This is a genomic window from Priestia sp. D51, assembly GCF_053345675.1.
Map to the genome: position 1 here is coordinate 626,128 of NZ_JBLTIR010000001.1, position 16,178 is coordinate 642,305.

Consider the following 16,178-nt stretch of genomic DNA (forward strand, 5'->3'; position numbering starts at 1 on the left):
ATTGAAATCCAGAGAGGTTTCTAAGGGTGTGTGAAAAGCGCGTTATAGACGAAGCTTGTTTTCTTACACCCTTTCTAAGTTAGAAAGGGTGTTTTTTATAAAGAAATGCGAGGAAAGCAAAAATGGAGGGAATCGATATGAAACATTTAGTGACAGTCTCAACACTAGAAACAAATGAAATTCTAGAGATTTTAGACAGCGCTGAAAACTATCGAACGAATAAACAAGGATGGAAACCGGAAGAGAAAATGTTTGTTGCCAACTTATTTTTTGAAGCGAGCACGCGTACTCGATGCAGCTTTGAAATGGCAGAACAGCAGCTAGGATTAACAACAATTCCGTTTGAAGTAACAACTTCAAGCGTCCAAAAAGGAGAAACGCTTTATGACACGATTGAAACATTAGCTTCAATCGGTGTTCAGTCAGTTGTTATTCGCCACCCGCAAGATCGTTATTATGAAGCACTGCAGGAAAAAGTATCGATTCCCATCATTAATGCAGGAGACGGATGCGGTCAGCATCCAACTCAGTGTCTGCTTGATCTACTGACAATTCGCCAAGAGTTCGGCTCGTTTAAAGGATTAAAAGTCGCAATAGTCGGAGATTTGCGACATAGCCGCGTAGCGAGATCGAATGCAGAAATGCTGACAAAACTAGGGGCGACCGTATATTTTGCGGGACCTGAAGAATGGAAAGATGAAGAGAACAGACACGGTACATATCTTGATATCGATGAAGCAATCGAAACGGTCGATGTTGTGATGCTACTGCGTATTCAATTTGAAAGGCATGAAGAGAACACTTCAGAGCTTGCAAAGAACTACCATAGCCGCTTCGGATTAACCGTTGAACGAGAGCGGAAAATGAAATCACATAGCATTATTCTTCATCCAGCTCCGGTGAACAGAGGAGTCGAAATTGCAGATGAGCTCGTTGAATGTGAACGCTCAAGAATTTTTAAACAAATGCAAAATGGCGTATACATTCGCATGGCAGTATTAGCAAGAGCGCTACAACCAATTGAAAGGGGACTTAATAATGACAACAATTATCAAAAATGCTACATGGTTAAATGAAGGAAAAATTGAAAAAGTCGAACTGAAAATTGAAAATGGTGTAATTGCTGAAATAGCTTCACACATTGACGTAGAGAATGAAGAAGTCATTGATGCAGGCGGGAACTTCTTATCACCGGGTTTAATCGATGTTCATGTTCACTTGCGTGAGCCAGGGGGAGAAAAGAAAGAAACAATTGAAACAGGTACTCTAGCAGCTGCAAAGGGCGGTTTTACAGCAATTGCTGCAATGCCGAACACGCGTCCAGTGCCTGATACTGTTGAACAAATGGAGTGGGTAAACAAGCGCATTGAACAAACAGCACATGTGCGCGTATTACCGTACGCATCGATTACTACTCGTCAATTGGGAAAAGAATTAACGGACTTTGAAGGCTTAAAAGAAGCGGGAGCATTTGCTTTTACAGATGATGGAGTAGGGGTTCAGTCAACAGGAATGATGCTAGAAGCGATGAAAAAAGCCGCTTCATTAAACAAAGCAATCGTTGCACACTGTGAAGATAATGATTTAATTAACAAAGGCTGCGTACACGACGGGAAATTTGCAAAAGAACATGGACTAAACGGTATCCCATCTATCTGCGAAGCCGTTCAAATTGCACGAGATGTCCTGCTTGCTGAAGCAGCAAACTGTCACTACCATGTGTGTCACGTAAGTACAAAAGAATCCATTCGCGCCATTCGTGATGCGAAAAAAGCAGGCATTCGCGTAACTGCAGAAGTAACGCCTCATCATCTGTTACTAAATGAAGAAGATATCCCGGGACTTGATTCGAATTTCAAAATGAATCCGCCGCTTCGAGGAAAAGATGATCAACAGGCATTAATTGAAGCTTTATTAGACGGAACGCTTGATTTTATCGCCACTGATCACGCACCGCACACAGCGGACGAAAAAGCAGAAGGAATGGAGCTTGCGCCGTTTGGAATTGTGGGACTTGAAACAGCTTTCCCGCTTCTTTATACAAACTTGGTATTAAAAGAAGTAATGACGCTAGAGCAGCTAGTATCGTATTTAACAAACAAGCCGGCTGAAACATTCAATCTTCCTTATGGCACGATTGAAGTGGGAAAAACAGCGGATTTAACCATCATTGATCTTGAAACAGAAAAAGCAATTAATCCAGAAGAATTTGTATCCAAAGGTAAAAACACGCCGTTTGCTAACTGGGTATGCAAAGGTTGGCCGGTAATGACATTAGTAGAAGGTAAACGAGTATGGGAGGATGTTAAAGCATGCAACGTCAACTAATTTTAGAAGATGGAACAGTATTTATCGGAAAAGGATTCGGCAGCGACAAAGAAATGACAGGAGAAGTTGTTTTCAACACGGGAATGACAGGATATCAAGAAATTCTATCTGATCCATCATACTGTGCACAAATTGTGACATTAACATATCCTTTAATCGGAAACTACGGTATTAACCGCGATGACTTTGAGTCGATTGAACCAGCTGTACACGGTTTGATTGTAAAAGAAATTTGTGATGCTCCTTCAAACTTCAGAAGCGAACTATCAGTAGATGAATTTTTAAAACAAAAAGATATTCCAGGATTAGCTGGAATCGACACGCGAAAATTAACGCGAAAAATTCGTCAGCACGGTGCGCTTCGCGGACGCGTATGCAGCATGGAAGTCAATGTAGAAGAAGTGGTAGCACAGCTTCAAAATCATGAACTTCCAACTGATTCAGTTAAAAAAGTATCAACGGTGAAGCCTTACCCAAGCCCAGGCAGAGGTAAAAAAGTGGTACTCGTTGACTTTGGAATGAAACACGGAATTTTACGTGAATTAACAGCTCGTCAATGCGACGTGATTGTGGTTCCTTATAACGTAACTGCGCAAGAAATTCTTCAATTAAATCCAGATGGCATCATGTTAAGCAACGGACCTGGAGACCCAAAAGACGTACCGGAAGCAATCGAGATGATTCAAGGGGTTTTAGGGAAGGTTCCGCTTTTCGGAATTTGTTTAGGACATCAGCTGTTTGCCCTAGCATGCGGAGCAGATACAGAAAAAATGAAATTTGGTCATCGTGGATCCAACCATCCTGTAAAGGATCTAAAAACCAATAAAGTAGCTCTTACATCTCAAAACCACGGCTATACAGTGTGTGAGCCATCTCTTGTCAACACGCCATTAGAAGTGACGCACGTTGCGCTTAACGATGGAACAGTTGAAGGAGTAAAGCATAAAGAATATCCGGCATTTACGGTTCAGTATCACCCTGAAGCATCACCGGGACCTGAAGATGCAAACGGATTGTTCAACGAATTTATGGATCTTATGAAAAACAATCAGAAAGTAGGTAATTGCTAATGCCAAAACGTCAAGATATTAACACAATTCTCGTAATCGGATCAGGACCAATCGTCATTGGACAGGCGGCAGAGTTTGACTATGCAGGAGCGCAAGCATGTATTGCGTTAAAAGAAGAAGGATACAAAGTTATTCTTGTGAACTCCAATCCTGCAACAATCATGACAGATTCAGAAATGGCAGACAAAGTATATATTGAACCTCTAACGGTTGAATTTGTAAGCTCAATTATTCGTAAAGAACGCCCGGATGCACTGCTTCCAACGCTTGGCGGTCAAACGGGACTGAACTTAGCGGTAGAATTACACGAAACGGGCATTTTAGAAGAATTTAACGTAGAAATTCTCGGGACAAAATTATCAGCGATTGAACAAGCTGAAGACCGTGAGCAGTTCCGTTCATTAATGAATGAACTAAATCAGCCTGTCCCAGCAAGTGAAATCATTCATTCACTAGACGAAGCGTATGCGTTTGTTGAACAAGTAAACTATCCGGTAATCGTGCGTCCTGCTTATACGCTTGGCGGTACAGGAGGCGGAATTTGTAACAACGAGCAAGAGCTGATTGAAATTGTAACAAGTGGGTTAAAACACAGTCCTGTAACACAGTGCTTACTTGAGAAAAGCATTGCAGGCTTTAAAGAAATTGAATATGAAGTAATGCGCGATGCAAACGATAATGCGATTGTAGTATGTAATATGGAAAACTTTGACCCGGTCGGTATTCATACGGGAGATTCAATTGTTGTAGCACCAAGCCAAACGCTAAGCGACCGTGAGTATCAGCTGCTTAGAAATGCGTCACTAACAATTATCCGAGCGCTTAAAATCGAAGGCGGATGTAACGTTCAGCTAGCACTAGACCCAGAAAGCTTCCAGTATTACGTAATTGAAGTAAACCCTCGTGTAAGCCGTTCGTCGGCCTTAGCATCAAAAGCAACAGGGTATCCAATTGCAAAATTAGCCGCAAAAATTGCGGTAGGGTTAACATTAGATGAAATGATGAACCCGGTAACTGGGAAGACATACGCATGTTTCGAACCTGCACTAGATTACATCGTATCTAAAATTCCACGCTGGCCGTTTGATAAATTTGAATCAGCTAACCGTAAACTAGGTACACAGATGAAGGCAACAGGGGAAGTAATGGCAATTGGCCGCACGTTCGAAGAGTCAATTTTAAAAGCCGTACGCTCACTTGAGTCAAACGTTCATCACTTAGAGCTAAAAGATGCGCATGAATTTGATGATGCCATTATTGAAAAACGTATTCGCAAAGCTGGCGATGAGCGATTATTCTACGTCGCAGAAGCCATTCGCCGCGGCGTAACAATTCAGCAAATTCACGAGTGGAGCAAAATCGATCTTTTCTTCTTAGTAAAACTTGAAAAAGTGATTGCTTTTGAAAATGTGTTAAAAGAAGAGATTCATAATGTAGAAGTTTTACAGGAAGCAAAAGAAATGGGATTTGCAGACTGCACGATTGCTAAGCTATGGAATCAAACAGAGCGTGAAGTATACGACTTCCGCAAACAAAACGGCGTGATGCCAGTATACAAAACTGTAGATACATGTGCAGCAGAATTTGAATCTACAACACCATATTTCTACGGTACGTTTGAAGATGAAAATGAATCGATTGTTACAGATCGTAAAAGCGTTGTAGTGTTAGGGTCAGGTCCGATCCGCATCGGGCAAGGAATTGAGTTTGACTATGCAACGGTTCACTCGGTGTGGGCGATTAAAGAAGCTGGATACGAAGCGATTATTGTCAATAACAATCCAGAAACAGTGTCAACTGACTTCAGTATTTCAGATAAATTATACTTCGAGCCGCTGACGATTGAAGATGTGATGCATATCATCGATTTAGAAAAACCAGAAGGTGTGGTTGTACAGTTCGGTGGTCAAACAGCAATCAACTTAGCGGATGAGCTAGAAGCAAGAGGAGTCAAGATCTTAGGTACGTCGCTTGAAAGCTTAGATGCAGCGGAAGACCGTAAAAAATTCGAAGCGACGCTAGCGCGTTTAGAAGTACCTCAGCCGCTTGGAAAGACGGTTACTTCAGTTGAAGAAGCAGTGGTTGTGGCAAAAGAAATTGGTTATCCGGTGCTTGTACGTCCTTCATACGTACTGGGCGGACGCGCGATGGAAATTGTGTACAAAGAAGAAGAGCTGCTTCATTATATGAAACACGCGGTAAAAGTACACGCTGATCATCCTGTATTAATCGACCGCTACTTAACAGGAAAAGAGATTGAAGTCGATGCCATTTCAGACGGTGAAACAGTGGTTATTCCAGGAATCATGGAGCATGTAGAGCGCGCGGGTGTCCACTCAGGCGACTCCATCGCTGTATACCCACCGCAAACTCTGTCACAGGACGTAAAAGATACGATCATTGATTACACAACACGAATTGCAAAAGGCTTAAACATTATTGGACTGCTTAACATTCAGTTCGTCTTATCAAAAGGAGAAGTGTTTGTTCTTGAAGTAAATCCTCGTTCAAGCCGTACGGTGCCGTTCTTAAGTAAAATCACGCGTATTCCGATGGCGAATGTGGCAACAAAAGTAATTTTAGGAACAAGTTTAAAAGATCTTGGCTATGAATCAGGCATGCACCCTGAAGAAGAAGGCGTCTACGTAAAAGTGCCGGTCTTCTCATTTGCAAAGCTGCGCCGCGTAGATATTACGCTTGGACCTGAAATGAAATCTACTGGAGAAGTAATGGGGCAAGATTCAACGTACGAAAAAGCATTATATAAAGGACTAATTGCGTCAGGTATGTCCATTAAGCCGTACGGTTCAGTACTTATGACAGTAGCGGATAAAGATAAGGAAGAGGCAACAGCGTTAGCAAAGCGCTTTGCTAATATTGGCTACCAGGTGATTGCAACGGAAGGAACAGCTTCAACGTTTACAAAAGAAGACATTCGCGTAAAAATAGTAAATAAAATTCATCATGAAGATCACAATCTTTTAGATGTGATACGAAAAGGTGAAGCCCAGCTGGTCATCAACACGCTAACAAAAGGAAAACAGCCTGCGCGTGACGGATTTAAAATTCGCCGTGAAGCAGTTGAAAATGGCGTGCCTTGCTTAACATCACTTGATACAGCAGAAGCGATTTTACGAGTGCTTGAAACGATCAGCTTCCATACAACGCCAATGAAAAAAGTTCGTCCAACCAAAGAGGTGACAACCGTATGATCAAACATGAAATGATGCAAGTCGTCAGTCAGCGACCGTTAACACACAATGTATATGAATTAACCCTTCAAGGCGAGCTTGTTCGTTTCATGAATGAGCCGGGGCAGTTTGTGCATATCCGCGTCAACAACGACTATTTGCCACTGCTTCGCAGACCAATCAGTATTGCAGAAATTGATCAAACGCACGAACAATTTACGATGATTTACCGTGCAGAAGGGGCGGGAACATCGCTGCTGGCCGAAAAACAAGCCGGCCAGTCGATTGACGTGTTAGGTCCCCTTGGCCACGGTTTTCCATTAGATGCAATAGAGTCAGGTCAAACGGCTTTATTAGTAGGGGGAGGCATTGGAGTGCCTCCGCTCTATGAGCTTTCAAAAAGACTTCGTGAAAAAGGCGTGCAGGTTATCCACGTCCTGGGTTTTCAATCAAAAGCAGACGTATTTTATGAACGAGAGTTTTTAGCTTTAGGAGAAACATATATTGCAACGGTAGACGGCTCTTACGGAACAAAAGGTTTTGTCACAACGGTGATTGACGAGCAGCAGTTTTCATATGACGTTATGTTTTCATGCGGTCCAACTCCGATGTTAAAAGCACTAGAAAATAATTATACAAACAAGCCGCTTTACATTTCTTTAGAAGAAAGAATGGGCTGTGGAATCGGCGCTTGCTTTGCATGTGTATGCAGGGAAAGTGAAGATTCTACGGCGTATAAAAAAATCTGCAGCGACGGTCCCGTCTTTCAAGCAGGGGAGGTGCTTCTATGAGTATGCTAAAAACGACATTGCCAGGGTTAGATTTGAAAAATCCAATTATGCCAGCATCCGGCTGCTTTGGATTTGGGCGTGAGTATGCTCAATTTTATTCACTTGATGCACTTGGAGCCATTATGATTAAAGCGACTACTGCTGAAACTCGTTTTGGCAATCCAACTCCTCGCGTAGCGGAAACATCTGCAGGAATGTTAAATGCGATTGGATTACAAAATCCTGGGCTAGAAAAAGTAATGAATGAAGAGCTCGTTTGGCTTCAGCAATATGATGTGCCGATTATCGCGAACGTAGCCGGTGCTTCAATTGAAGAATATGTGCACGTGGCAAAAGAAATTTCAACCGTATCAAATGTGAAAGCACTTGAATTGAATATTTCATGTCCTAACGTAAAGGAAGGCGGAATTGCGTTTGGCATAGATCCTGTCATCGCTGCTCGTTTAACAAAAGCGGTAAAAGATGTTTCAAATGTTCCAGTTTATGTTAAACTATCACCAAACGTATCCAATATTGTAGACATGGCCATGGCTGTTGAAGAAGCTGGCGCGGATGGCTTAACGATGATCAATACGCTTCTCGGGATGCGTCTGGATTTGAAAACAGCTCAGCCGGTTTTAGCGAACGGCACAGGCGGACTGTCAGGACCTTCAATTAAACCGGTAGCGATTCGAATGGTGTATGAAGTGAGCCAAAAAGTAAACATTCCAATTATCGGTATGGGCGGAGTGACGACTGCTGAAGATGCACTTGAATTTTTATATGCAGGTGCAAGTGCCGTAGCGGTTGGTACAGCAAACTTTGTCGATCCGTATGTATGCCCAACCATCATTGACGAACTGCCAAGGCTATTAACATCATTAGGATACGAGCATGTTTCAGAATGTATCGGAAGGAGCTGGAAAAAGCGTGAAGCAACCGTTAATCATTGCTCTTGATTTTTCATCAATTAACGATGTACAGCAGTTTTTAATGCCTTTTCAACAAGAATCATTATTTGTGAAAGTAGGCATGGAACTGTTTTATAAAGAAGGGCTATCCATTATTTCTGCATTAAAAGAGCAAAACCACCAGATTTTCTTAGACTTAAAGCTTCATGATATTCCCAATACGGTAAAGCAAGGAATGAAGTCTTTGGCTTCTCTTGAAGTGGATTTGGTTAACGTTCACGCAGCCGGCGGAACGAATATGATGCAAGCAGCCGTTGAAGGACTTGACTTAGGAACCGCTGCTGGCAAAAAACGTCCGGATTGTATTGCGGTTACTCAGCTAACAAGTACATCGGATGAAATGCTAAAAGAGCAGCAGCTGATTACGCACTCGATGCAAGAAGTGGTTACGCATTATGCAGCGCTTGCTAAAAAAAGCGGACTAGACGGCGTTGTATGTTCTACTCATGAAGTGCCTTCGATTCGAAAAGCAGCAGGAGAGGACTTTTTGACCGTAACGCCGGGTATTCGTATGGGCGCAGATTCAGTAGATGACCAAGTCCGCGTAGCAACGCCTCAGCTAGCGAGAGAATATGGCTCAAGTGCCATTGTGGTTGGACGTTCTATTACTAAAGCAAAAGACCCGCTTAAAGCATATTATGAGATGTTACAGCAGTGGAAAGGGGAGCGTATTACGCGATGACAAAACTACGAAAAGAAATTGCAAAACAATTAATTGATATTGAGGCAGTAAGCCTTCAACCGAACGATCCGTTTACGTGGGCCTCTGGAATTAAGTCGCCTATTTATTGTGACAACCGTCTAACGCTTAGCTACCCAAAAGTGCGAAAAGAAATTGCAAAAGGTCTGCAGCATTTAATTAAAACGTATTTTGCCAATGCAGAAGTGATTGCTGGTACAGCTACAGCTGGTATTCCTCATGCAGCATGGGTAAGTGAAGCGCTAGAGCTTCCAATGTGCTATGTGCGAAGCAAAGCAAAAGAACATGGCCAAGGAAATCAAATTGAAGGAAAAGTAACAAAAGGTCAAAAAGTAGTTGTGATTGAAGATTTGATTTCAACTGGCGGAAGTGTATTTACCGCAGTCGATGCATTAAAAGCGCAGGGTTGTGAAGTGCTAGGAGTTGTTTCTATCTTTACATATGAGCTGGAAAAAGCGCGTCAGCTGTTTAAAGAAAAAGAACTTCAAGTTTATTCTTTAACAGACTACTCTACGCTAGTAGAGGCGGCAAACGAAGCGGGATACATTGAAGAAGAAGCGATGGAAAAGCTATTTAAATGGCGTGAAAATCCTTCAGATCCTTCATGGATGAACTAAACTAAAAACCCCCTATATAGAAAGGGGGTTTTTGTTATGACTGGCGCAGCTTCAGTACAAGTTCTTCGCTAGGCGTTACGTACACCGTTTGCTGATTATCGTACGTCACAAAACCAGGTTTAGCACCGCTTGGTTTTTTTACGTGGCGAATTTTTGTATAGTCCACTGGCACCGAACTTGAATTCTTGGCTTTACTAAAGTAAGCAGCAAGGTGAGCCGCTTCTAAAATTGTTTCTTCTGAAGGCTCTTGGCTGCGGATAACAACGTGAGAACCCGGTATATCTTTCGTATGAAACCAAACGTCATCACGAGCAGCAAGGCGATTTGTTAAATACTCATTTTGCTTATTGTTTTTTCCAACTAAAATCGTCGTGCCGTCGCTTGAAACGTATTGTTCAAGTGTAGGCGTGGTGTTTTTTTGTTTTTTTGCTTGCTTTTGCTGACGATTGCGTAAATATCCTTCTTCCACAAGCTCTTCGCGAATCTCGGCAATGTCTTTGTGAGTAGCAGTATCCATTTGCTGAATAAGTGATTCAAAATACTGTACTTCTTCGTTTGCTTTTTCAATCTGTTCGATTACAATCGAAACGGAATTTTTCGCTTTTTGATACTTTGTAAAATAGCTTTGAGCATTTTGAGACGGTGGTTTTTGCGGATCTAATGAAATCGTAAGTGTACCGCTATTTTCATCGTAATAATTAATAACATCCACTTTCGCATCTCCTTTTTTGACAAGGTGTAAATTTGCCGTAAGGAGTTCACCGGCTAGCTGATAATCAGATGCTTTTTCTGCATTTTGCAGCGTTTGCTCAAGTTTTTTTATTTTTTTCTCATTTTTCTTTTTCTCGGTGGAAATAAACTGTACTAAATCATGCGCTTGCTGCTTTACACGATCTCGCTCTGCTTTCCCGTAGTAATAGCGGTCAAGAAGCTCGCTGATAGTTGCATACGTTTTTTTCGTACCCTCTAAATGCGTTAATTCGAGTAAATAAAAATAGTCTTTTTGATTAACGGTTGTCAGAGTCGGTGTAAACTGACCTTCTTTGATCAGCGTCATGGTTTCGACGAATGATTTTGGAAGGGTAGAACGATTCGCTAAGCCAGAGCGAAACACTACTTCATTTGCAATTAAAGGAGAAAGCCCTGAGAAGGTCTGCACTAGCTGACTGGCTAGCTTTCCACTATTAAAATCAATTTTTTTAACCACGGTTTCCTCGTCCGCTCCAAATGGATGAAGCTTATCTTGGCTAGGAGGCAGTACGTAAGGAGCTCCGGGTAGAAGCGTACGATGCCTGTTCAAGGCCATTGGAACATGCTTAATACTGTCGATAATCGTTTGTTTTTCTTTATCTACAAGTACAACATTACTATGTCTTCCCATGATTTCAATAATAAGCTGCTTGTACATCACGTCGCCAATTTCATTTCGTCCTTTTGTTTCAATGACTAAAATGCGGTCTAATCCAAGCTGATACACTTGTTCAATAATGCTTCCTTCTAAATGCTTGCGAAGAAGCATACAAAACATAGGAGGCTCAGATGGATTTTCATAGGGCTCATTTGTAAAATGAACGCGTGAATAGTTAGGGTGAGCTGAGATTAAAAGTTTGCGGTTTTCACCTTTAGCGCGTACTTGTAAAATCAACTCGTTTGGAAACGGCTGATATATTTTTGAAATTCGTCCTGAAACCAAGGTCTCAGATAATTCTTGTAAAATGCCATATGTAAAAATACCATCAAATGACACAGTGCTCACATCCTTAAGTAATTGAAAATTGTCCTATAGAAAAGTATAGCATTTTTTAGGACGAGTCTGAATAAGCATACGATATAAGATTGTAACAATCTAATAGGTGCATTTACAAATAAAAGGGTGTGAAAAGATGCAATGAAATGGTATGAATTAGGTGAAAAAGCAATAGTAGAAGTAACAAAAACAGACAGGCAGCATGGTCTTACACACAAAGAAGTAAAAGCACGTCAGCAGCAACAAGGGTTTAATGAATTGACTGAAGGAGAGAAAAAACCAGCCATTCTTGTGTTTCTAGAGCAGTTTAAAGATTTTATGGTACTGGTTTTACTAGCTGCCACGCTTATTTCAGGGCTTTTAGGAGAATACATCGATGCAATTGCTATCATTGCTATTGTGGTAATTAATGGATTTCTTGGGTTCTTCCAAGAAAGAAAAGCAGAGAAATCTCTTCATGCATTAAAAGAGCTTTCGGCTCCTCAAGTAGCAGCCATGCGTGAAGGGAAATGGGTTAAGTTACCATCTAAAGAGCTGGTAGTAGGAGACGTTGTAAAGTTTTCGAGCGGAGACCGTATTGGAGCTGACCTTCGGATTATGGAAGCCAAAAGTCTAGAAATTGAAGAATCAGCGCTTACGGGAGAGTCTTTGCCTGTTGGTAAGCAAATAAAAGCATTGTCAGGAGATGAAGTGCCGCTTGGAGATCAGGACAATATGGCGTTTATGGGTACCCTTGTAACCAGAGGAAGCGGAACAGGTATCGTTGTAGGGATTGGAATGAAAACAGCAATGGGGCAAATTGCTGATTTACTTCAAAATGCTGAAGCCATGATTACTCCTCTTCAACGGAAGTTAGAGCAATTGGGCAAAATTTTAATTGTTGTAGCTCTTGCACTTACTGTATTAGTTGTTGGGATTGGTGTGCTGCAAGGGCATGATTTATACAGTATGTTCTTAGCGGGAGTTTCCTTAGCTGTTGCTGCCATACCCGAAGGTCTTCCTGCCATCGTAACCGTGGCGCTATCTCTTGGTGTACAGCGCATGATTAAGCAAAGATCCATTGTTCGCAAACTTCCTGCTGTTGAGACACTAGGATGCGCGTCAGTCATTTGCTCAGACAAAACGGGCACATTAACGCAAAATAAAATGACGGTTACCCACCTCTGGTCGGGAGGAATGACGTGGAGAGTATCAGGGACAGGGTATGAACCTACGGGCGTATTTTCACGAGAGGAAAGAGAAGTTGATACACGGAGTGAAAAACCGCTTCAGCAGCTTTTGGTGTTTGGTCTGCTTTGCAATCAAACATCCATCTCGAGAAAAGATAAAGAATATGTTATCGACGGGGATCCTACTGAAGCGGCTTTGCTTGTTGCCGCGATGAAAGCGGGGCTGACAAAAGAAAATATTCAAAAGCAGTTTACGATTATTGAAGAGTTTCCATTTGATTCAACGCGTAAAATGATGAGTGTAGTCATTGAAGACGCATCTCATAAACGCTATGTGATAACAAAAGGTGCTCCGGATGTGCTGCTTATAAACAGCAAAAATATTTTGTGGGAAAGCAGACAACAAACGCTGTCGGTAACGGTTCATAATGAAGTAAAAGGAGCGATTGATCAGTTAGCTAGCCAAGCGCTTCGAACCATTGCTATTGCATATCGACCGTTAGGAGAACATGAGAGCGTTCATACAGAGAAGGAAGCAGAAAAAGACCTGACTTTCCTCGGGCTTCAAGGAATGATTGATCCGCCAAGACCAGAGGTCAAGCAAGCGGTCAAAGAATGCCGAGACGCAGGCATCAAAACCGTTATGATTACAGGTGACCACGTTATTACAGCACAGGCGATTGCAAAACAGCTCGGAATTTTACCGAAAAACGGTCAAGTCTTGGAAGGAACGGATTTATCCAAAATGACGCAGGAAGAGCTAGAAGAAGTAGTAGATGATGTTTATGTATATGCAAGGGTATCACCTGAGCATAAGCTTAAAATTGTTAAAGCTCTTCAAGCAAAAGATCACATTGTAGCGATGACGGGCGACGGCGTAAATGACGCACCGGCTATTAAAGCAGCAGACATAGGCATTGCGATGGGCATCACCGGGACAGACGTAGCAAAAGAAGCGTCTTCACTCGTTTTGCTTGATGATAATTTTGCCACTATTAAATCAGCGATCAAAGAAGGGCGAAATATCTATGAAAATATTCGGAAGTTTATCCGTTACTTGCTTGCATCAAATGTAGGAGAAATTTTAGTTATGCTCTTTGCGATGATTTTAGCACTTCCGCTTCCGCTAGTGCCCATTCAGATACTATGGGTAAACTTAGTAACAGACGGTTTGCCTGCGATGGCTCTTGGCTTAGACCAGCCGGAGGACAACGTGATGAAGCGCCATCCAAGGCATCCGCGCGAAGGTATTTTTGCAAGAGGATTAGGATGGAAAGTAGTCAGCCGTGGATTTTTAATTGGAGCTGCTACACTTGCTGCGTTCATGATTGTTTACGACAATGACCCAGATCGGTTGCAGTATGCTCAGACGATTGCATTTGCCACGCTTGTCATGGCACAGCTTATTCACGTATTTGACTGCCGAAGTGAAAAATCAATTTTTGATCGGAATCCATTTCAGAACTTATATCTTGTAGGGGCTGTTATTTCATCTATTATCCTTATGCTGGTGGCCATCTACTATCCGCCGCTGCAGCCTATTTTCCATACAATGGCCATTGCACCGCGGGAATGGCTCGTTATTTTAGGACTTGCAAGCCTTCCAACTTTTTTACTTGCTGGTTCACTTTTAACAAGAAAACCTTCATAAATTGTGCTATACTTTAATACAGGCTGTCCCAAATGAGAAAACTCATGAAGGCAGCCTTTACAGGTTGAATAAAGAAGAGAGATTTCTTTTTTTTGCTAACACTTTCTTTTACGATACTTTTTATGTAAGATGTACATAGTGGATGTGATGATAATGATAAAAAGTATGACTGGTTTTGGCCGCGGAAAAGCGGAAGTGGAAAATCGATCAGTAACAGTGGAAATGAAGTCTGTTAATCATCGTTTTTGTGAAATTGTTATCCGTATGCCAAGGCAATTAATTGAAATTGAAGATAAAATAAAAAAAATCGTTCAAACATACATAAAACGTGGTAGAGTAGAAGTATTTGTTACTATTTCAGGTGAAGAAATGGCAAAAAAGAAACTGCAGACGGATTGGCAGCTGCTTGATGAATACATGAATGCGTTGCAGCAAGTAAAAGAAAAGCACGGGCTGTCACAATCTGTTCAAATTCAAGACATTTTACACATGCCTGAAGTGATGACAACTTATGAAGAAGAAGCTGATCAGACGAGTATTCATGGTGCAATCTTTGAAGCCGTTGAAGCTGCTGTTCATCAGTTAGTGGATATGCGGAAACGAGAGGGATCAGAGCTGTATCACGATTTAATGGGATACTTACAGGACATTCAAGACATTCGCGAAAAAATTACACAGCTTGCTCCTGAAGTTGCTGAACAATATCGCGAGCGTATTAAAAGAAAGCTGAGCGACTATTTAGAAGGTACTTTCGATGAGCAGCGAGTGCTGACTGAAGTAGCTATTTTTGCTGAAAAAGCAGATATTAGCGAAGAACTTACGCGAATTCAAAGTCATGTTTCACAATTTATTCAAGCATTAAATACACCTGATTCAGTAGGACGCAAGCTGGATTTTCTTGTTCAAGAGCTGAATCGTGAAATGAATACAATCGGTGCGAAGGCAAATAATGGTACTATTGCTCAGTATGTTATTAGTATGAAAGCACAACTAGAACGCATAAAAGAGCAGGTTCAAAATATTGAATAGCCTTCGTGTAAGATAAAGATTATATTGGTATAGCAGGAGGCTTCTTATGAGCGGTAAATTAGTGAACGTTGGATTTGGAAATTTTATTTCTTCTAATCGTATAATCTCTGTCGTTCATCCTGAATCAGCTCCAATCAAACGCATTATTCAAGATGCAAAAGATCGAGGCTCTTTAATAGATGCAACGCAAGGACGTAAAACACGATCTGTTATTGTTATGGATAGCGATCATGTTATTTTAGCTCCTGTACAGCCAGAAACTGTGTCGCAGCGACTTATAAACAAAGAAGAATTATTAGAAGGGTAGGTCACTTGAACCGATGATTGAAAGAGGTTTATTAATCGTTCTTTCCGGACCATCAGGTGTTGGAAAAGGAACGGTACGAAAAGCATTGTTTGAGCAAGAAGACATTAAATTGCAGTATTCTATCTCTGCAACAACAAGAAAGCCCCGCGAAGGTGAAGTAGACGGCGTTGACTATTTCTTCAAACCACGCGAAGAGTTTGAGCGCATGATTGAAAATAAGAAATTATTAGAGTGGGCTGAATACGTAGGCAACTACTACGGTACCCCGATTGATTATGTAGAACAAACGTTATCTGAAGGAAAAGACGTGTTTCTAGAAATTGAAGTGCAAGGTGCTCTTCAAGTGAAAGAAGCATTTCCAGAAGGTTTGTTCATCTTCTTGGCACCGCCTAGTTTATCAGAGCTTAAAAGTCGTATCGTAAACCGCGGTACTGAAACAGAAGACTTAATCAATAACCGTATGCGCGTGGCAAAAGAAGAAATTGAACTTATGGACGCCTACGATTATGTTGTAGAAAATGACAAAGTAGAAAATGCTTGTGCTCGCATCCGTGCTATCGTAACGGCTGAACACTGCCGTCGTGATCGTATTTCTGCGCGCTATAAAAGAATGCTGGAGGTAGAATAA

At 41.6% G+C, this 16,178-nt stretch carries 13 protein-coding genes; 12 read left to right on the forward strand and 1 reads right to left on the reverse strand.

What is annotated here, in order from left to right:
- Positions 1 to 137: 137 nt before the first annotated feature.
- From ACNHOZ_RS03340 to pyrE, 8 genes are read left to right on the forward strand one after another with little or no spacing between them, the layout of a single operon-like run.
- Entirely contained in the window at positions 138 to 1,076 is a 939-nt protein-coding gene (locus ACNHOZ_RS03340; RefSeq protein WP_028411466.1) for an aspartate carbamoyltransferase catalytic subunit, read from the forward strand.
- The gene (locus ACNHOZ_RS03345) at positions 1,039 to 2,328 is read left to right on the forward strand and encodes a dihydroorotase (protein ID WP_028411465.1); all 1,290 of its coding nucleotides are present in this window, start codon (positions 1,039 to 1,041) and stop codon (positions 2,326 to 2,328) included. Before ACNHOZ_RS03340 ends, ACNHOZ_RS03345 begins: the two co-directional genes overlap by 38 nt.
- On the forward strand, positions 2,313 to 3,398 hold the full coding sequence (locus ACNHOZ_RS03350) for a carbamoyl phosphate synthase small subunit (protein ID WP_028411464.1): 1,086 nt from the start codon (positions 2,313 to 2,315) through the stop codon (positions 3,396 to 3,398). Before ACNHOZ_RS03345 ends, ACNHOZ_RS03350 begins: the two co-directional genes overlap by 16 nt.
- Positions 3,398 to 6,610, forward strand: a complete 3,213-nt coding sequence (carB, locus tag ACNHOZ_RS03355; RefSeq protein WP_014458390.1) for a carbamoyl-phosphate synthase large subunit — start codon at positions 3,398 to 3,400, stop codon at positions 6,608 to 6,610. Before ACNHOZ_RS03350 ends, carB begins: the two co-directional genes overlap by 1 nt.
- Entirely contained in the window at positions 6,607 to 7,380 is a 774-nt protein-coding gene (locus tag ACNHOZ_RS03360; RefSeq protein WP_048019830.1) for a dihydroorotate dehydrogenase electron transfer subunit, read from the forward strand. The genes carB and ACNHOZ_RS03360 overlap by 4 nt, the downstream gene beginning before the upstream one ends.
- Positions 7,377 to 8,318, forward strand: a complete 942-nt coding sequence (locus tag ACNHOZ_RS03365; RefSeq protein ID WP_048019831.1) for a dihydroorotate dehydrogenase — start codon at positions 7,377 to 7,379, stop codon at positions 8,316 to 8,318. Before ACNHOZ_RS03360 ends, ACNHOZ_RS03365 begins: the two co-directional genes overlap by 4 nt.
- Positions 8,290 to 9,012, forward strand: coding sequence for an orotidine-5'-phosphate decarboxylase (pyrF, locus tag ACNHOZ_RS03370; protein ID WP_028411462.1), 723 nt, complete (start codon positions 8,290 to 8,292; stop codon positions 9,010 to 9,012). Before ACNHOZ_RS03365 ends, pyrF begins: the two co-directional genes overlap by 29 nt.
- Complete coding sequence (gene pyrE, locus ACNHOZ_RS03375) at positions 9,009 to 9,647, forward strand: orotate phosphoribosyltransferase (RefSeq protein ID WP_029715075.1); 639 nt, start codon at positions 9,009 to 9,011, stop codon at positions 9,645 to 9,647. Before pyrF ends, pyrE begins: the two co-directional genes overlap by 4 nt.
- 34 nt (positions 9,648 to 9,681) lie before the next feature.
- Here the strand turns inward: pyrE and ACNHOZ_RS03380 are convergent, their stop codons facing one another.
- Complete coding sequence (locus tag ACNHOZ_RS03380; RefSeq protein ID WP_196299079.1) at positions 9,682 to 11,394, reverse strand: Rqc2 family fibronectin-binding protein; 1,713 nt, start codon at positions 11,392 to 11,394, stop codon at positions 9,682 to 9,684.
- Positions 11,395 to 11,535: 141 nt separating this feature from the next.
- On the opposite strand from ACNHOZ_RS03380, the gene ACNHOZ_RS03385 reads away from it, so the two are divergent.
- The 4 genes from ACNHOZ_RS03385 (at position 11,536) to gmk (ending at position 16,178) form a co-directional block, all read left to right on the forward strand.
- Entirely contained in the window at positions 11,536 to 14,214 is a 2,679-nt protein-coding gene (locus tag ACNHOZ_RS03385) for a cation-translocating P-type ATPase (RefSeq protein ID WP_028411459.1), read from the forward strand.
- Positions 14,215 to 14,367: 153 nt separating this feature from the next.
- The gene (locus ACNHOZ_RS03390; protein WP_028411458.1) at positions 14,368 to 15,243 is read left to right on the forward strand and encodes a YicC/YloC family endoribonuclease; all 876 of its coding nucleotides are present in this window, start codon (positions 14,368 to 14,370) and stop codon (positions 15,241 to 15,243) included.
- A 46-nt stretch (positions 15,244 to 15,289) separates the two neighbouring features.
- The gene (locus ACNHOZ_RS03395) at positions 15,290 to 15,550 is read left to right on the forward strand and encodes a DUF370 domain-containing protein (protein WP_013084831.1); all 261 of its coding nucleotides are present in this window, start codon (positions 15,290 to 15,292) and stop codon (positions 15,548 to 15,550) included.
- A gap of 13 nt (positions 15,551 to 15,563) precedes the next feature.
- Entirely contained in the window at positions 15,564 to 16,178 is a 615-nt protein-coding gene (gene gmk / locus ACNHOZ_RS03400) for a guanylate kinase (RefSeq protein ID WP_048019833.1), read from the forward strand.